The organism is Paraflavitalea speifideaquila (genome assembly GCF_032395985.1).
Classification (GTDB): domain Bacteria; phylum Bacteroidota; class Bacteroidia; order Chitinophagales; family Chitinophagaceae; genus Paraflavitalea; species Paraflavitalea speifideaquila.
In genome coordinates this window covers 6738431-6754772 of record NZ_CP135920.1, presented here as the reverse complement: position 1 = coordinate 6754772, position 16342 = coordinate 6738431, and the positions used below count along the sequence as shown (strand labels likewise).

Annotated in this window: 25 protein-coding genes and 2 pseudogenes; all 27 read left to right on the top strand. The window is 48.6% G+C overall.

Going from position 1 to position 16342, the window contains the following annotated elements:
• The 27 genes and pseudogenes from RS881_RS46430 to RS881_RS46305 all read left to right on the top strand — a co-directional run bounded on the left by RS881_RS46430 (nucleotide 1) and on the right by RS881_RS46305 (nucleotide 16049).
• On the top strand, nucleotides 1-342 hold the full coding sequence (locus RS881_RS46430; protein ID WP_350340022.1) for a glycosyltransferase: 342 nt from the start codon (nucleotides 1-3) through the stop codon (nucleotides 340-342).
• Nucleotides 339-1226, top strand: a complete 888-nt coding sequence (locus RS881_RS46425) for a glycosyltransferase (protein ID WP_315817025.1) — start codon at nucleotides 339-341, stop codon at nucleotides 1224-1226. Before RS881_RS46430 ends, RS881_RS46425 begins: the two co-directional genes overlap by 4 nt.
• Nucleotides 1227-1235: 9 nt before the next feature.
• Entirely contained in the window at nucleotides 1236-1469 is a 234-nt protein-coding gene (locus tag RS881_RS46420; RefSeq protein ID WP_315817024.1) for a glycosyltransferase, read from the top strand.
• Between the two features lie 127 nt (nucleotides 1470-1596).
• Nucleotides 1597-2085 carry a glycosyltransferase gene (locus RS881_RS46415; RefSeq protein ID WP_315817023.1) on the top strand — a complete coding sequence of 163 codons (489 nt, stop codon included), beginning with the start codon at nucleotides 1597-1599 and terminating at the stop codon, nucleotides 2083-2085.
• Complete coding sequence (locus RS881_RS46410; protein WP_315817022.1) at nucleotides 1995-2651, top strand: glycosyltransferase; 657 nt, start codon at nucleotides 1995-1997, stop codon at nucleotides 2649-2651. Before RS881_RS46415 ends, RS881_RS46410 begins: the two co-directional genes overlap by 91 nt.
• Complete coding sequence (locus RS881_RS46405) at nucleotides 2648-2923, top strand: hypothetical protein (RefSeq protein WP_315817021.1); 276 nt, start codon at nucleotides 2648-2650, stop codon at nucleotides 2921-2923. Before RS881_RS46410 ends, RS881_RS46405 begins: the two co-directional genes overlap by 4 nt.
• Nucleotides 2920-3426: a hypothetical protein gene (locus RS881_RS46400; protein WP_315817020.1), complete on the top strand. Its 507-nt coding sequence runs from the start codon at nucleotides 2920-2922 to the stop codon at nucleotides 3424-3426. Before RS881_RS46405 ends, RS881_RS46400 begins: the two co-directional genes overlap by 4 nt.
• Complete coding sequence (locus tag RS881_RS46395) at nucleotides 3339-4130, top strand: hypothetical protein (protein WP_315817019.1); 792 nt, start codon at nucleotides 3339-3341, stop codon at nucleotides 4128-4130. The genes RS881_RS46400 and RS881_RS46395 overlap by 88 nt, the downstream gene beginning before the upstream one ends.
• An 11-nt stretch (nucleotides 4131-4141) precedes the next feature.
• Nucleotides 4142-4753, top strand: coding sequence for a polysaccharide deacetylase family protein (locus RS881_RS46390; RefSeq protein WP_350340021.1), 612 nt, complete (start codon nucleotides 4142-4144; stop codon nucleotides 4751-4753).
• Between the two features lie 17 nt (nucleotides 4754-4770).
• The gene (locus RS881_RS46385; RefSeq protein WP_315817017.1) at nucleotides 4771-4956 is read left to right on the top strand and encodes a hypothetical protein; all 186 of its coding nucleotides are present in this window, start codon (nucleotides 4771-4773) and stop codon (nucleotides 4954-4956) included.
• A gap of 2 nt (nucleotides 4957-4958) precedes the next feature.
• Nucleotides 4959-5957: a GNAT family N-acetyltransferase gene (locus RS881_RS46380; protein ID WP_315817016.1), complete on the top strand. Its 999-nt coding sequence runs from the start codon at nucleotides 4959-4961 to the stop codon at nucleotides 5955-5957.
• Nucleotides 5958-6391: 434 nt separating this feature from the next.
• Nucleotides 6392-6718: pseudogene (locus RS881_RS60880) on the top strand (glycosyltransferase); the annotation flags it as partial.
• A gap of 56 nt (nucleotides 6719-6774) precedes the next feature.
• Nucleotides 6775-7560, top strand: a complete 786-nt coding sequence (locus RS881_RS46370; RefSeq protein WP_315817014.1) for a glycosyltransferase — start codon at nucleotides 6775-6777, stop codon at nucleotides 7558-7560.
• Nucleotides 7544-7738 carry a sugar transferase gene (locus tag RS881_RS60875; protein ID WP_350340020.1) on the top strand — a complete coding sequence of 65 codons (195 nt, stop codon included), beginning with the start codon at nucleotides 7544-7546 and terminating at the stop codon, nucleotides 7736-7738. Before RS881_RS46370 ends, RS881_RS60875 begins: the two co-directional genes overlap by 17 nt.
• A 46-nt stretch (nucleotides 7739-7784) precedes the next feature.
• Complete coding sequence (locus RS881_RS46365) at nucleotides 7785-8159, top strand: sugar transferase (RefSeq protein ID WP_315817013.1); 375 nt, start codon at nucleotides 7785-7787, stop codon at nucleotides 8157-8159.
• Between the two features lie 152 nt (nucleotides 8160-8311).
• Nucleotides 8312-8611 carry an ATP-grasp domain-containing protein gene (locus RS881_RS60870; RefSeq protein WP_350340019.1) on the top strand — a complete coding sequence of 100 codons (300 nt, stop codon included), beginning with the start codon at nucleotides 8312-8314 and terminating at the stop codon, nucleotides 8609-8611.
• The gene (locus RS881_RS46360) at nucleotides 8542-8859 is read left to right on the top strand and encodes an ATP-grasp domain-containing protein (RefSeq protein WP_315817012.1); all 318 of its coding nucleotides are present in this window, start codon (nucleotides 8542-8544) and stop codon (nucleotides 8857-8859) included. The genes RS881_RS60870 and RS881_RS46360 overlap by 70 nt, the downstream gene beginning before the upstream one ends.
• Entirely contained in the window at nucleotides 8856-9119 is a 264-nt protein-coding gene (locus RS881_RS46355; protein ID WP_315817011.1) for an ATP-grasp domain-containing protein, read from the top strand. The genes RS881_RS46360 and RS881_RS46355 overlap by 4 nt, the downstream gene beginning before the upstream one ends.
• On the top strand, nucleotides 9103-9342 hold the full coding sequence (locus tag RS881_RS46350) for an HAD family hydrolase (RefSeq protein WP_315817010.1): 240 nt from the start codon (nucleotides 9103-9105) through the stop codon (nucleotides 9340-9342). The genes RS881_RS46355 and RS881_RS46350 overlap by 17 nt, the downstream gene beginning before the upstream one ends.
• Complete coding sequence (locus RS881_RS46345; protein WP_315817009.1) at nucleotides 9285-9758, top strand: HAD family hydrolase; 474 nt, start codon at nucleotides 9285-9287, stop codon at nucleotides 9756-9758. Before RS881_RS46350 ends, RS881_RS46345 begins: the two co-directional genes overlap by 58 nt.
• 1 nt (nucleotide 9759) lies before the next feature.
• Nucleotides 9760-9927, top strand: coding sequence for a hypothetical protein (locus tag RS881_RS46340; protein ID WP_315817008.1), 168 nt, complete (start codon nucleotides 9760-9762; stop codon nucleotides 9925-9927).
• Nucleotides 9924-10931, top strand: coding sequence for a DegT/DnrJ/EryC1/StrS family aminotransferase (locus RS881_RS46335; protein ID WP_315817007.1), 1008 nt, complete (start codon nucleotides 9924-9926; stop codon nucleotides 10929-10931). Before RS881_RS46340 ends, RS881_RS46335 begins: the two co-directional genes overlap by 4 nt.
• Before the next feature lie 62 nt (nucleotides 10932-10993).
• Nucleotides 10994-11176, top strand: a complete 183-nt coding sequence (locus RS881_RS46330) for a hypothetical protein (protein ID WP_315817006.1) — start codon at nucleotides 10994-10996, stop codon at nucleotides 11174-11176.
• A complete protein-coding gene (locus RS881_RS46325; RefSeq protein ID WP_315817005.1) occupies nucleotides 11152-11727 on the top strand; it encodes a nucleoside-diphosphate sugar epimerase/dehydratase in 576 nt (191 codons plus the stop codon). Before RS881_RS46330 ends, RS881_RS46325 begins: the two co-directional genes overlap by 25 nt.
• A gap of 94 nt (nucleotides 11728-11821) precedes the next feature.
• A pseudogene (locus tag RS881_RS60865) lies at nucleotides 11822-12993 on the top strand (UDP-N-acetylglucosamine 4,6-dehydratase).
• A 915-nt stretch (nucleotides 12994-13908) separates the two neighbouring features.
• Nucleotides 13909-14517, top strand: coding sequence for a G8 domain-containing protein (locus tag RS881_RS46310; RefSeq protein ID WP_315817002.1), 609 nt, complete (start codon nucleotides 13909-13911; stop codon nucleotides 14515-14517).
• On the top strand, nucleotides 14514-16049 hold the full coding sequence (locus tag RS881_RS46305) for a PA14 domain-containing protein (protein ID WP_315817001.1): 1536 nt from the start codon (nucleotides 14514-14516) through the stop codon (nucleotides 16047-16049). Before RS881_RS46310 ends, RS881_RS46305 begins: the two co-directional genes overlap by 4 nt.
• Nucleotides 16050-16342: the final 293 nt, after the last annotated feature.

The following is a 16342-nucleotide window of genomic DNA, read 5'->3' as shown; positions in this document are numbered from 1 at the left end:
TTGCCTCAACTGATACAACAGTATGATTGTTTTGTATTCCCTTCCTTAAGCGAAGGTTTCAGCGGATCCGTAGTAGAAGCCATGATGGCAGGATTACCCGTGCTGGCCAGTAATATACCTGCCAACCGGGAGATCATTCATCACCTCGTAACCGGTTATTTGTTTGAAGCAGCGTCAACAGCCGCTATTGCACAATCCATGACCTGGTTTTACAACAACCAAACCCTGGCAAATCAATTGGCCCTGGCTGCGCATGCCCACGCCCTACAGCATTTTGAACTCGGGCAGATTGCCGGAAAATTAGAACACTATTTACACCAGCTAACAGCCACAAACCCATGACCATTCTTCACCTGGTACAGAAACCCCAAATGAGAGGTGCCGAGATCTTTGCTGCACAGTTGGCTAGCCATACCCACCGCCATGGCCACAAGGTTATTTTGGTACCTATATTTCCAGGCAATATCCAATTGCCCTTCGAGGGTAAAACCATTAACCTGGGTGGTAAACCAGGTCATCGCTTATTCAATTTCACCGCCTGGCGCAGGTTGGCCCGCATCATCAAACAGGAAAAACCCGATCTTATCCAGGCCAATGCAGGCGATACCTTGAAGTATGCCGTATTCTCCAAACTCATCTTCCGGTGGAAACAACCCATCATTTTCAGAAATGCCAGCACCATCAGCCTATATATCAAAACCTGGCCGGCCAGGCAATGGAACCGTTTTCTATTTCGCCATACCGACAGCATCGTGTCCGTTAGTAAAACCGCTGCCAGCGATTTTGCTACCCTGTATCCCAGGTTCCTCAACAAGATCGTGATCGTTCCTATTGGCATTGAAGAAACTCCCGTAGTACAAAAGAAGCACCCCGCCCTGCTCAATGGCAGCGGTCTCCACCCCGTTTTCGTCCATGTAGGTGGCTTTACCTATGAAAAGAACCATATCCGCCTCATTGCAATATTCCAGGACCTGCTCAACCTGTACCCGGCCGCCCGCCTGCACCTGGTAGGAGATGGTCCATTAAGAAAAGACATTGAAGAAATAGTACGCCAAAAAGGATTGACCAACTATATCCGCTTCTTAGGTGCCCAAAAAGACGTGATGCCATTGATTGCCGCAGCCGATGTTTTACTATTGCCCAGCATCATCGAAGGATTGCCCGGCGTGATACTCGAAGCTTTTATTGCAAGATACCCGTGGTGGCTTATGATGTGGGTGGAGTAGGGGGAGATCTTGATCAACCACGATACCGGCCACCTGGTAAGGAAAGGCGACGAAAATGCCTTTGTACAAGCCATCTGCGATGCCATCGAAAACAATGAAGAAGAACGTTACCTCCTGCAGAATGCACACCAACTCGTCGTTTCCGGTTACCTCAATAAATGGATTGCCAGCCGGTTTATTAAAGTATATGAATCCGTAGTGCGCCATTGGCAGGAAAGCCGCCATGTACAAAAACTGATATAGCCCTCACCATGAATACCAATGCTACCATCCTTGCCCATAAAAAGGCCAGCGGCCCAACCAGCCATTCCCGTACTCCACATCATCAAATCACTGGGGCGGGGGAGCCGAAATCCTCCTGCCCGAGTCATTGAATAAACATGACCGCGAAAAATACCATTTTCATTACCTCTACTTCCTGCCCTGGAAAAACCAGGTCGTCAATGAATTGGAAAAAGCAGGCGGCACCGTTGTTTGTTTCCCTGCCGGTAACAATATCCGCATTGTAATGCAGCTCAGCAAGATCATTGCTTATGTCAGGAAGCACCATATCCAACTCATCCATTGCCATCTGCCCTGGGCAGGCATTGTGGGCAGGCTGGTGGGCCGATTAACCCGTATCCCCGTTGTGTATACCGAACACAACAAATGGGAACGCTACCATAAGCTCACCTATTTCATGAACAAGCTTACCTTTTCTAGCCAGCAACAAGTCATTGCCGTATCAGGCGAAGTAGCCCGGTCTATTAAAAAAATTACCACCGGCAAATGCCGCCTATGCAGGTGGTGCAAAATGGTATCGACACCGATAAGTTTGCCGCCCACCAGCCCATCGAACGGGATATACACAGCGAGTTGAATATCCCGCCGGGCACAACAGTGATTGGTATTGCCTGCGTGTTCAGGGCTCAAAAACGCTTGACCCAATGGTTGGAAATTGCCAGCCAGCTACATGCACTACACCCCAATACCTGCTTCATCATTGCAGGCGATGGCGTATTGAGAGAGCAAGTACACCAGAAGGCCAGGTCCCTGCACTTGCGGTCCTGCGTCTACTTCCCAGGATTGCAAACCGATATCAAACCCTGGTTAAAAGCCATCGATATTTTTATGATGACCTCCGAGTTTGAAGGATTGCCCATTGCCTTGCTCGAAGCCATGAGCATGGGCTGTATACCAGCCTGCACCGATGCAGGAGGTATTCCCGAAGTAATTGATGACAACAACAATGGCATACTGGTACCTGTAAACAATCCATCCTTATTAACCCAGCGCATTTCCGCACTGTTGGACCAACCCGGTCAACTGCCAGCTTTAAAACAAGCCGCACGCGATACCGTTGTCCGCCATTTCAGTATGCAAAAAATGGTGTCACGGTTGGAAACCATTACCATCACCTTATTCAAAAAGAATCCTGAGCTATGATTGGCGCCATCATTTTAATCCTATTACTCTTTGCTTGTACCCTGCCCCTGTTGCAGGTACTAAAAGCCCGCTTTACCTGGCTACCCCTGGGATTGTTGAAAGCATTGTTTTGGTACCATATCCTCTTTGCTTTTATTTATTATATCTATGTACAGTCCTCCGCTTCCGATTCCGTGGCTTATTTCAACCGGGCACAAACAAACTATGAAACCTGGATCGATGCCTATGGAACAGGCACCCCTTTATTGATTTCATGGCATATCCCTTTGTGACTATCCTTGCGTTCTCTTATGAAATGATGATGTTCTTATTTGCTTGGATGGGCTATTGGGGATTTGTATTTTTCTACATCGTTTTCCGCGAGAACATCCGGTACAAACATACCCTCAAAGGCATTGACCTCGTGACCCTCATCATTTTCCTGCCCAATATGCATTATTGGACAGCTTCCCTCGGTAAAGGCTCCATTATATTCCTGGGCATAGGTATGGCCATGTATGGTCTTAGCCGCTTGAAGAGCCGTAAACTGCCCTTGCTGATAGGCCTTCTTATTGTATACCATGTGCGGCCACATGTTTTTTTCATCATGGCCCTCGGTATCCTGGCGGGATTGGTAACAGCCCGTGAAAAAGTACCCTTGTACCAAAAACTCATCGTCATAGCGGGTGTAGCCGTAGCCGTTTTTATTTGTATGATGATGTTATGGCTTTTGCCAACCTCGATAGCGAAAACCTGTTCCAAAGCTTCGACGACCTGTCCAGCCACCGTTCAGTAGAATTGGCCAAGGCAGGGTCGGGTATTGATATCTCTGGTTATCCCCTCCCATTGAAATTATTTACCTTCTGGTTCCGTCCCTTGTTTGTCGATGCACCAGGCCCTATTGGTATCATCGTATCTTTTGAAAACCTGTTTTACCTGTGGCTGGCATCCAGCGCTTTCAGTCCTGGCTTTTTTAAATTCATGAGCAAAGCCTCCGCCCTCGTTAAAACCAGCGCCGTAGCATTTCTAGCTACTTCCGTGGCTTTGTCCGGCACCTTGTCCAACCTGGGCATCATCATCCGTCAAAAAAGCATGGTCATGTATTTCTTCTTGTTCATCTTGATCATGTTCATGGATTATAAAAAAGCATCGCCGTCAACCGGAAGAAAAAAGTACAAGCCCAACAACCAGCATCAACCATTTCTCCGCAACCCTTATCAGTCTCTCAGTCGCCAGCCTCTGGCTGGTGACGGGTATTTCAAAGCCTCCGGCTTTGTCAGCTCGAAGCTCGTGGCTCGAAGCTCGCAGCTTGTATTTCCCAGCTTGAATCCCTTAATGAAATCAAACATGCAAGCCATCTTTACCATATCACTCGATTTTGAACTCCACTGGGGCGTATTTGATAAAAAGACCGTCAACAAAGAGAAACCTGCTACCGCAATACCCTGCAACTCATACCCCGCATGTTGGAGCTGTTTACCAAATACAACGTCCATGTAACTTGGGCGACCGTGGGCAGCTTATTTGCCAAAGACCAGTTACAGTGGGAACAATTAAGGCCAGCTATTGAGCCCCGTTATTCCGTGGAAAAATATTCCGCTTACCAGTATGCTATGCAACAGACTTTACCAGCCCAATACCATTGGGCCCATTTTGCACCCGGTATCATACAGGCCATCTTGCAATATCCCGGTCAGGAACTGGGTAGCCATACCTTTAGCCATTACTATTGCCTGGAACAACAACAGGAGCCACGTGCTTTTGAGGCCGACCTACAGGCTGCCCAAAAAGCCGCCGCTCTATTCAATAGCAAACTCACTTCCCTCGTATTTCCGCGCAACCAGTTTAATCCGGCTTACCTGAAAACTTGCTACGAGCAAGGCATCACCACCATTCGATCCAATCCCGCCAATTGGTTCTGGAGTCCCGTTACCAATAAAGGAAGTGGCCTGGTGCGCAAATTAGTACGTACTGCCGATGCTTATATCCAGGTGGGTGCGCAAAGAACATCTTACCCCGTAAGCACTATCAAAAAATACCGGGCGAGCCCCTTCAACTACCCGCCAGCCGCTTCTTACGTCCCTGGCGGTCCAAATACCAATTTGCCAATAAGTGGCGCTTAAACCGTTTGTGCCAGGAATTGCGTACTGCCGCTATCCGCAAAGAGTGCTACCATTTATGGTGGCATCCCGAAAACTTTGGCGACCACCCCCGGCAAAATATGGAAGGCCTTGAAACCCTGTTAAAACAATACCAACAATGCAAAAACAAATACGGCATGCAAAGCTGGAATATGGGCGAGTACTATACCAACCTGCACCATTAGCCATGTTGGTTCGTCCCGCTACTCCCGAAGATACGCCCGCCATTATAGAGCTCCTCCGCAAATCATTGGGCGAATCTTCCATACCCAAATCCCAGGCACTCTGGTCATGGAAACATGACCAAAATCCCTTTGGCCCTTCTTATATCCTGGTGGCCGAAGACGGTCATCAACTCGTCGGTGTACGTGCCTTCATGAAATGGGAATGGTTAAGGAATGATAGAATATACAAAACCGTCAGAGCCGTTGATACAGCTACCCATCCGGCTTACCAGGGCAAAGGCATCTTCAAAAAACTCACCCTGCAGCAATTGGATACTTGCCAGCAGGAAGGTGTACTATTTGTATTCAATACCCCCAATAGCCAAAGCAAACCCGGCTACCTGAAAATGGGCTGGGTAGAGCAGGGCAGGATGCCCTTGAAGATTAAACTCCTGAAGCCATTCTCCATCCTTCGCGCAAAACTATTTGATAAAGAAAAATATACCCGGCTGGAAGATGATCCTACCCCTTTTCAAAAATGGACACAAGGCGTATTGAACAGCCTGGAACACCTGGTGCAAAAAAACGAACAACTGACCACCCTGCTTTCACCACAGTATATATCCTGGCGGTATGCCAATAACCCTTTATTCAACTACAACTACTTTACCGACCAGGAAAATTTTTTACTCATCAGCCGCATAAAGCGACATGCCTTTACCAAAGAACTACGGCTGGTTGATTTTGTAAAACTGAATCCCAGGGCTGATCACGGTTTTCTCAATAGCGCCATTAAAAGACAGGTCCTGCCCTTTTGTGAACAACAACAAATAGATTTTATTTCCTTTTCCGGGCAGCAGTTCAAAACCCATCGTGCTGACTTCCGGTGGATGGGCCCATTGCCCGTGCGGCCATTAGGACCCATTATTACTTTAAGAGACCTGAACATGAAAGATGATTTCCGGTATTTATTAAATACCCAAAACTGGTCCTATGCCACCGGCGACCTCGAACTATTTTAGAAAGGAAAGCCTGTCGCCGGCGGATTCAGGGTGGGTCGCCCTCGCAGGGCGGCTCACCCTGATCTGGCGTCGCTTGTTGAATATCTGTGGCAGGTTTTACTTCCCGACTTCCGGTCTTCCGGACTTACCGGACTTTCCGTCTTCCGGACTTCCCGACTTACCGGACTTCCGGACTTTCCGTCTTCCGGACTCATTCAACTACCGGCACTCGCTCGCCTCTGGCGAGTGAAGCTATTTTGTAGCCTCCGGCTACACACCCGACAGCCCTTCGAAACCGACTAAGCCCGATTTAAAGACGCCTCTCAAAGAACAATAGAAGGTTTTCTTCCGGACTTCCCGGACTTCCCGACTTCCGGACTTCCCGACTTCCGGACTTCCCGACTTCCGGACTTCCCGACTTCCGGACTTTCCGACTTCGGACTTATTTAACTACCATGAAAGCAAAACTCGTACGTATCACCACAGTGCCCATTTCCCTCAAAGTATTGCTCAGGCAGCAGCTTCGTTTCATGTCCGATCATTTTGAGGTATTGGCAGTATCTTCTCCTGGTCAAATATTGGAGGAGGTGCGACAGGCCGAAGGTGTACGCACCACTGCTGTTACCATGACACGCGCCATCACCCCCATCAACGACCTGAAGGCCCTATGGCGATTGTACCGGTTATTTGCGAAAGAACATCCGGCTATTGTACATACCCATACCCCCAAAGCTGGTTTATTGGGTATGATCGCTGCCAGGCTAGCCCGTGTACCTGTTCGCCTCCATACCGTGGCGGGCCTTCCTTTGATGGAGCAGCGAGGGTTCAAAAAAAGATATTGGAGTGGACCGAACGCCTCACCTATACCTGTGCCACCAGGATCTATCCCAATTCAGGCAAACTGGCTGATTTTCTGCTGGACCATAAATTTTGTAAGCCTGCCAAAGTGCAGGTATTGGGCAATGGCAGCAGCAATGGCATCGATACCAGCTTTTTCCAAACCAATGAAGCCCTGGTACAAACCGCCACTGCTTTACACAAAAAACTGGCCCTGGAGCCCCGTCATTTTGTTTTTGTGTTTATTGGCCGGGTGGTTAGAGATAAAGGCATTGAAGAACTCGTAACCGCCTTTACAGAACTGAAGAAAACACATCCCCATATCAAGCTACTATTGGTAGGACCTTATGAACCAGCCCTGGATCCCCTGAGCAAAGAGACCCTTGCTGCCATCACGAACGACGATGATATTATACAGGTCGATTTTCAACAGGATATCCGGCCCTGGTTATTGATTAGCCAGGTCCTTGTGTTTCCTTCCTACCGCGAAGGTTTCCCCAATGTACCCATGCAGGCTGGTTGCTTCCGGTTGCCCGCCATTGTAACCGATATCAATGGTTGCAATGAGATCATTGAACAAGGACAAAATGGGTTGCTCATACCCGTAAAGAACAAAGCAGCCCTTCGGGAGGCCATGGAAACATTGCTTACCAACAAAGCCTTGTACGCACACATGCAAACCCGGGCCCGGCAACTGATCACCGAACGGTATGATCAAAAACATTTCTGGTCTTTATTACTCCATGAATACCAACAACTCCTAAACCAGCATGCCCTTGTATCCTAAATATTTCAAACGCCTCATTGATGCTATCCTAAGTTGCCTGGCTTTCTTGCTGGCCTTGCCCCTATTCCTGCTCATTATGCTCATGCTGGCAATAGCGAACCGGGGCAATCCCTTCTTTTGCCAACACAGACCAGGTAAACAGGGTCGCATCTTTTATTGCTCAAGTTCAGGACCATGAATAACCGAAAGGATTCCGTGGGCCACTTGCTACCCGATGAAAAAGATTGACACCCCTGGGAAAACTCATCCGTAAAACTTCCCTCGATGAACTACCCCAATTGATCAATGTAATAAAAGGCGACATGAGCCTGGTCGGGCCGCGCCCCTTGCTGGTAGAATACCTGCCCCTCTATACCCCGGAACAGAACAGGCGCCATGAACTACGGCCCGGCATCACCGGTTGGGCCCAGGTCAATGGACGCAATGCCATTACCTGGGAACAGAAGTTTCAACTCGATATATGGTACGTAGATCATATCAGTGCTCCATTAGATGTTAAAATAATGGCCCTTACCATAAAGAAAGTGTTTAGAACCGAAGGCATTAGCCAGCAAGGCCATGCTACCATGCCTGCATTTAAAGGAATACCAAATACATGAATATACTCATCACATCAGCCGGGCAAAGAGTGTCACTCGTCAGGGCGTTTAAAAAGAGCTAAGCCAGCTTTTTCCTGGCAGCAAAACCTATACCACCGATATGAATCCCTGAGCTAAGCGCTGCCTGCAACGTAGCCGATGCTTATTTCAGGGTGCCAGGAGCCACAGACCCAGGATACATCGATGAACTAATGGCCCTTTGCATGCGCCAGCGCATTAAAATGATCGTACCTACTATCGATACCGAGCTCATGGTACTGGCCCAACACAAAGAACCATTCACTAAGGAAGGAATTCAGATCATTGTCTCATCCTTGTCATTTATTGAGCAATGCAGGGATAAAAGAAAGATCAACCTGTTCTTTCAGCAACGGGGCATCCCGTGCCGGCTTCCATCGACAAACAAAATCCCAGGTTCCCTTTATTCATCAAACCCTATAACGGAAGCCTGAGTGCCGATACCTATATCATTCACCAGCAGGCCGACCTATTGCCTCATCACCTGGCCAATGATAACTTCCTCTTTATGGAATACCTGGCCAAGCAGGATTATGATGAATACACCGTGGATATGTATTACAACAAAGCCGGTCTCGTTAAATGCATCGTCCCCGAAAAAGATTACTCGTACGCGCGGGCGAGATCAATAAAGGCATCACCTGCAAAAACGGCTTATTGCTATACCTCAGGCAAAAGATGACTTTTATCGAAGGTGCTGCTGGTTGCTTAACCGCCCAGTTCTTCCTGCATAAAACAACCGGCCAGGTAACCGCTATTGAGATCAACGCACGTTTTGGCGGTGGTTTTCCCCTTTCCTACCATGCCGGCGCCAATTATCCCCGTTGGCTCATAGAGGAATATTTCATGCAACAGGAGATACCCTATACCGAAAATTGGGAAGATCAACTTTTAATGCTTCGTTACGACGATGAAGTACTCGTACATGCAAATAAGAATTAAACCCAATACCTTTTTTGTTTTCGACCTGGATGATACCCTCTTTCCCGAGATCGATTTTCTCCGGTCCGGCTTCAGGGCCATTGCCGCCAAACTGGCGCCCCTGATCGGTGCCGATATCTATTCCAGGATGTGGCAACAGTACAGCAGCGGAGAAAATGTATTCCGGTGGATACTCAACAATACAGCAACCACTTACCCGGTATCACCATCGAAACCCTGTTAACAGCATACCGCGAACATGTACCCAACATACAACTCAATACCGATGCGGCTGTTTTCCTGGAGCGTTTAAGCGCACTTTCCATTCCTGCTGGGTTAATTACCGATGGACGAAGCATAACACAAAGGAATAAACTAAAGGCCTTGCAACTCAATCCTATTTCAACGATGTCATCATCTCCGAAGAGTTTGGGTCCGAAAAACCCGATGAAAAGAATTACCGCTACTTCGGCCATAAATATCCCGGTCATGAGTTTTATTATTTCGGCGATAATACTACCAAGGATTTTATCGCCCCTGCCAGCTTGGGTTGGTTCACGGCTTGCCTGCTCAACAGAGGCACCCATATCCATACCCAGTCATTTACCGGCAAGCCATGGCCATCCTGCCTCATTGCCTCATTTGATGAAATACAATTGATATGAATCCGAAGATCTGGTTATCATCTCCCCATATCGGCGAAAACGAATTGCACTATGTACAGGACGCTTTTGCCACAAACTGGATAGCCCCGCTGGGACCTCATGTAAATGGGTTTGAACAGGACCTGCGGCATTTTTACGGGAAAATGTTGAGGTGGCCGCATTGAGTGCTGGCACTGCAGCCCTCCACCTGGCACTTGTCATTACAGGTGTTCAGGCTGGCGACGAAGTGATATGCCAGTCCATGACCTTTGCGGCTTCTGCCAATCCCATCCTTTACCAGGGGGCTACTCCGGTTTTTGTCGACAACGAACCCACTACCTGGAATATATGCCCCAGGCTGCTGGAACAAGCAATTCGTGATCGTATCCAAAAAGGCAAAAAGCCCAAAGCCATCATCCTCGTGCATCTCTATGGCATGCCCGCCCAATTGGACCAGATCCTGCCCATTGCACGGCACTATGAAATACCCTTGATCGAAGATGCCGCCGAAGCATTGGGCTCCACTTTTAATGGCCAGCAAGTGGGCACCTTTGGCGATATCGCCATCTTTTCCTTCAATGGTAATAAGATCATTACCACTTCCGGAGGAGGCGCCCTCGTATCCGCCAATCCCAACTATGTAAACAAAGCCCGTTTCCTGGCTACCCAGGCCCTGGATCCAGCACCCCATTACCAGCATTCACATATAGGCTACAATTACCGCATGAGCAATGTATGTGCTGGTATCGGCCGCGGACAGATGGAAGTATTGCCCCAACGCATCCTCCAGCGACGCGGGAACTTCAATTTCTACCAACGTGCCTTTGAAGCAATACCCGGCATTCAGTGTGCCGCTGAACCTGCTCCTGCTTATTATTCCAATCACTGGCTTACCACCGTACTTATTGAAAGTAACCGGTTCACCAGCGAAGACATACGCCTGGCCCTCACAAAAGACAATATCGATTGCCGCCCCTTGTGGAAACCCATGCACCTGCAACCCGTATTTGCCCATGCCCCTTTTTATGGCAATGGAACCAGCGAACAACTCTTTGAAAAAGGACTTTGTCTGCCATCAGGTTCCAACCTTACCTACCTCGAATTAAACAGAGTAGTAGCCCGTATCTATGAAACCATTGCCTCCAAACACAGGTCCGAAGATCTTACTGCAAACACCATTGCTGAGTAAACCTGTTCTTTGATTCATTCCTGCCGCGGAAGCCAATCATTTAACCAACGTAAACAATGATTATGAAGAAGCTGTTTTCCTACGCCAAATCAGTACCCAGATGGGTTGTATTGCTGGTTGACCTGGCCATTAATGGTGCCTCGTTCTCCTTGTCGTATTTTATCGTTAAACAATTCCAGTTCCAGGAAATTTTAAGAGGCCACTTTTTATTTACACCTTTGTGTATGTTGTTATTGCCCTCTTGATCTTTTTCCTCATGCGTATCCATACCGGCATTATACGGTATTCCAATATCCATGATATGATGCGCATCTTTTTGGCCGTATTGATGGTGAGCATCATTTACCCTGTAGCTACCGAATTCTTTGTAGCACAGCGATACCATATCCGCTCCCTCAACATTGCCGGCGTACTCCTCGTTAATTTTTTTATTGCCTCCTCCCTCCTCATCCTGATGCGTACCCTCGTTAGAGGCTTCTACCATTCCATCAAACGCATCTCCAATACCCACAAAGAGAACGTCCTGGTATATGGCGCCGATCACGAAGCCATACTCATTAAACAGGCCATCGAATCAAGCCCCACCAATAAATTCGTGATCGCGGGTTTTATTGAGAACAATGCCAGCCGCATCAACTCCTATATTCAACAGGTCAAGATCTATCATATCAGGGCCCTGGGGTTGTTGAAGATCAAAAAGAACATCGATAAACTCATCCTAAGGAATGATCAGCTTACCAGCCAGGATAAAAAAGCCGTGATCGAAAAATGCCTCAATTGGGCATCAAGGTACTGACCGTACCCCTTCCGATCAATGGGTATATGGCAAACTAAGCATCAAACAAATTCAGGAACTACGTATTGAAGACCTCCTGCAGCGAGAGCCCATTGTGATCAACGGACAGCACATCAACAATGAACTATCCGGCAAGCGTATCCTCATCACTGGCGCGGCGGGCTCCATTGGCGCCGAGATCGTTCGCCAGGTATTGTCCTACCAACCCGATACCGTTATCCTATGCGATCAGGCCGAATCCGACCTGCATGAAATGCAGCTGGAGGTAGAAGAGACCTTTCCCCATGTTAAAGTAAAGATATTCATTGCCAGCATCCGCGATCGCAACCGCATGGAAATACCCTTCCGCCAATACCATCCCGATATCGTATTCCATGCCGCAGCCTATAAGCATGTGCCCATGATGGAAAAAAATCCGGCCGAAGCCATCCTTACCAACGTATTAGGAACCAGGATCGTAGCCGACCTGTCCGTTTTCTTCAACGTCCACAAGTTTGTGATGATCTCTACCGATAAGGCCGTCAACCCTTCCAACGTAATGGGTACCTCCAAACGCATCGCCGAAATGTATGTACAGTCCCTTTCTAATATTGTGCAGAATAAAACCGCCGATGACATCGTTCACATCTATAATTCATGGAGCAGACAATTTATCTACTACGCAAGGAATTCTAAAACAAAATTCATCACTACCCGGTTTGGCAATGTACTGGGATCAAATGGCTCCGTTATTCCCCGCTTCCGAACCCAAATTGAAGCCGGCGGCCCCCTTACCGTAACCCATCCCCTCATTACCCGTTTTTCATGACCATCCCCGAAGCTGTGCAACTCGTACTCGAAGCGGCGACCATGGGTAAGGGATCTGAAATATTTGTTTTTGATATGGGCCGGCCTGTTAAGATTGCTGACCTGGCCCTGAAAATGATCCGCCTGGCAGGGCTCGTTCCGGAAGAAGATATCAAGATCGTGTATACCGGTTTAAGACCCGGAGAAAAATTGTATGAAGAACTACTCAACAGAGAAGAGAAAACACTGCCCACCCACCACGATAAAATAAAGATCGCCCGGGTAGTACCTTGTTGCGATCAGGCTGTTATGGATATAGAAGAACTTATCAGCATCAGCCGCCATGGAGATGATTATGCCCTTGTAAAAAAGATGAAAGAACTTGTGCCCGAATTCAAATCCAACAATTCCGAGTTCGAAGAATTGGATCAGGTCCAACCTTTAAAAGAAGCCTTCTTACAAAAAGAAGTCGCGTATTAGGTTGTCAGCCTGTCGAAGTCGGGTTAAGACTTTTCTTCCGGACTTTCCTCCCGATAGCTATCGGGACGGTCTTTCGGACTCTAAAGGTGCCAACCCTCGTTGCCTTGGTGCCTTGTTGGCTCGTTGCCTCGATGCCTCGATGCCTCGTTGCCTCGATGCCTTGTTGCCTCGTTGCCTTTAGGGTGGGTCGCTCTTCAAAGCTTGTCCCCCTTCGCGGGAAGCAGCTCACCCTGGTCTAAAGGAGCCTGTCGAAGGGTATTTATTCATGCCCCGTTAGGGGCACCAGCTTTGTAGAAATGTATGCCAATAAATTCCAATTGCCCTGTAGGGGCAATCCCTTACATAGCTTCGATTCAAAGGAGCCTGTCGAAGGGTATTCATGCCCTGTTAGGGGCACCAGCTTTGTAGAAATGTATGCCAATAAATTCCAATTGCCCTGTAGGGGCAATCCCTTACATAGCTTCGATTCAAAGGAGCCTGTCGAAGGGTATTCATGCCCCGTTAGGGGCACCAGCTTTGTAGAAATGTATGCCAATAAATTCCAATTGCCCTGTAGGGGCAATCCCTTACATAGCTTCGATTCAAAGGAGCTTGTCGAAGGGCTGTCGAAAGCGCCTTTAGGGTGGGTCGCCCTCCAAGTCCCGCCAACTGGCGGGATCTCCCTGGCCATCCCTTGCTGCTTTTAGATCAGCGAAATCCATTTCAATCCATAAATCAGCGATTAAATCAGCGTTCATTGCAAACCCGCCGCCACTTTTTACGTAATGCCTTCCTTACAGCAGCCTGCCTGCTCCTGGTACCCGGTCTGCGTGCCAGGAAAAGAATACGGCGACAGAATGCTGTGGGCTGTGCGCCCATGCGCGAAGTTGAGCCTGCTGACCTGACCGGCACCATCAGCAGCGTACGTTCAGGCAAATGGTCCGACCCGGCTACCTGGGAGGTAAATTGCCAACTCCCCTGGATAGACCCCTCATCACTTCAGCACATACCATTATTTATGACAGCGGGCATACCACCATTGCCGGACTCATCATCAGCAAGGGCGCTACCCTCGTTTTCGACAGCGCCAGGTCACTCTCCCTCCAAAGCACCACGAATATCGTAGTAGAAGGCATCCTCCAAATGCGGCCGGCTGCTGCCTCCCATATCCATACCCTGCGTTTCATCAATATTGATGAAACCAAATTTGAAGGGGGCATGAATGTAATGAACACCGATACCGGCTTATGGGTAATGGGGGCTGGCCAGTTGGACCTGGCAGGTGCCGCCAAAACTGCTTGGACCCATGCTACCCATGCCATACCTGCCGGGGTCGTCACTATTCCCCTTAAGGCAACAAAAGGCTGGCAGCCGGGCGATGAGATCAGCATTACCCCTACCGAGCCGCCTACCGTAGGCAATTCCTATACCACTGGTTTTGATGAAAGGACCATCAAAGCAGTAACTGCCGCTTCTATTACTATTAGCAGTGGCGCCAGCCGCAACCACCCCTGGTCAATAAACAGTGGACCGCCGAGGTCATGAACCTGACCCGCAATGTACGCATCGAAGGCACTGAAAAAGGACGGGCACATCTCTTTATCCGTTCTTCTAAACCACAGTCAATATTATATACCGCCTTCCGCTATATGGGGCCGCGTAAAGACACCAGGGGTTCACCCGCTACCGAATTGATACCTGGCCGCTATGCCATGCATTTCCATTATTCCCACGATGGCAGTCGTGGCTCCATGGTAAAAGGCAATGTGATCCGCGATACCGGCAACCACAGCTATGTACCCCATGTATCACACGGCATACAGTTCATCGACAATATCGCCTACAACGTAACCGAAACCGCCTTCTGGTGGGACCCCGGCGACCCTACCCATGATGTGATCTATGACCACAATATAGTGGCCGGTTGCAAATTCGTACCGCGTTCCATCGACATGAATGCCGAAGATGCGCCTACCTTCTCCTCCAGCGGTTTTGCATTGAATACCGGCGATGGCAATATTTGCCGCAACAATGTAGTAGTAGCGGGTGGCCAGGGCGATTATGGCAATGGGGGCGCTTATAATTGGGAAGCCGTGATCAATGAAGGCGTGTGGATCTTTCACGATAACATGGCCCATAACAACCACAATGCCCTGCGTGTATGGCAAAACTCCACCCGCAACCATGTGATAGATGATTTTATTGCTTATCATAATGGCGTCGGCATCTTCCACGGTGCCTATGCCAACAACTATACCTACAATGGTGGTATATACTACGGTAATACCTTGTTGATCAAAGCCGCCTCTTCCAACTCCAACCGCGTTAGGTTAGAGAATATTACCGTGGATGGTGCCGGTATCATTGATCATGGTATTGAAGTAATTCATAGCCCACTGCCGGGCGACAAACCCGTTTTCATCCGCAATGTAACCATCCGGGGTTGTAAAGTGGCCGCCCTCATTGATGCCGCAGCGCCCGAAATACATTCAACCGATTTGGTCCAATGCAATATTGAAGGCCCTCTTATTTTACACAAAGACGCCGCAGCAGGCGAAACCATTCGCGTGCAATCCATTCATGGAACACCTTACCAAATTACCCAATCAGGTAAAACCACCATTGCACCTTTTGCCGCCACCTCCTGGGGCAATGGCAAGGGACTGAAGGCCGAGTATTACAATGGCATTGACCTCACAACTCCCGCCATGACCCGCATTGATTCCAATGTCAGCTTTACCGAGTGGAGTACTGGTGTGCATTATGCTATTACCAGTAAAACTTATGCCGTACGGTGGACCGGACAGGTTCAGGCCCAGTTCACAGAAGAACATATTTTTTGCCTGGGCTCCGGTGGAGGTCACCGTTTATGGATTGATGACAAACTGGTCATCGACAACTGGGTTGAACATTACCCTGGTCTTTTCAAATCTGCCGCCATGCCACTCATAGCAGGCGAACGCTACAATATTAAATTGGAGTATTTTAATACAGATGCCCGCACTGGCATGGGCCTGCTCTGGACATGCCCCGGCTTGCCACTCGAATACATTCCCCAAAGCCAACTCTACGCCTAAGTTATCTTCCGCTCACATCCCCACTCCCCATTTCCTTCCCCAATCTATCTTCCACTCGCAGCTCACAGCTCGTAGCTTACCTTCGACCACTCATCATTTGCCTTCTTCCCCTCTCGCCACTTACCACTTACTACTCGCCTTCTTCCCTTTCAACCTATCAGATCCCAACAATCCGCGAAATCTATTCTAATCAGTGTAATCTGCGATTTTCGCTCGCAGCTCGTAGCTCACAGCTCGAAGCTTGTCTTCCCCATTTGATATTTATCAATCCCACATTCATCAATTACCAATTC

Coding starts and splice junctions, on each gene's coding strand:
- RS881_RS46425 (WP_315817025.1), top strand. CDS start 339: ATGACCATTCTTCACCTGGTACAGAAACCCCAAATGAGAGGTGCCGAG.
- RS881_RS46410 (WP_315817022.1), top strand. CDS start 1,995: ATGCCGCCTATGCAGGTGGTGCAAAATGGTATCGACACCGATAAGTTT.
- RS881_RS46405 (WP_315817021.1), top strand. CDS start 2,648: ATGATTGGCGCCATCATTTTAATCCTATTACTCTTTGCTTGTACCCTG.
- RS881_RS46380 (WP_315817016.1), top strand. CDS start 4,959: ATGTTGGTTCGTCCCGCTACTCCCGAAGATACGCCCGCCATTATAGAG.
- RS881_RS60875 (WP_350340020.1), top strand. CDS start 7,544: ATGCCCTTGTATCCTAAATATTTCAAACGCCTCATTGATGCTATCCTA.
- RS881_RS46355 (WP_315817011.1), top strand. CDS start 8,856: ATGACTTTTATCGAAGGTGCTGCTGGTTGCTTAACCGCCCAGTTCTTC.
- RS881_RS46350 (WP_315817010.1), top strand. CDS start 9,103: ATGCAAATAAGAATTAAACCCAATACCTTTTTTGTTTTCGACCTGGAT.
- RS881_RS46340 (WP_315817008.1), top strand. CDS start 9,760: ATGAATCCGAAGATCTGGTTATCATCTCCCCATATCGGCGAAAACGAA.
- RS881_RS46330 (WP_315817006.1), top strand. CDS start 10,994: ATGAAGAAGCTGTTTTCCTACGCCAAATCAGTACCCAGATGGGTTGTA.
- RS881_RS46310 (WP_315817002.1), top strand. CDS start 13,909: ATGGTCCGACCCGGCTACCTGGGAGGTAAATTGCCAACTCCCCTGGAT.
- RS881_RS46305 (WP_315817001.1), top strand. CDS start 14,514: ATGAACCTGACCCGCAATGTACGCATCGAAGGCACTGAAAAAGGACGG.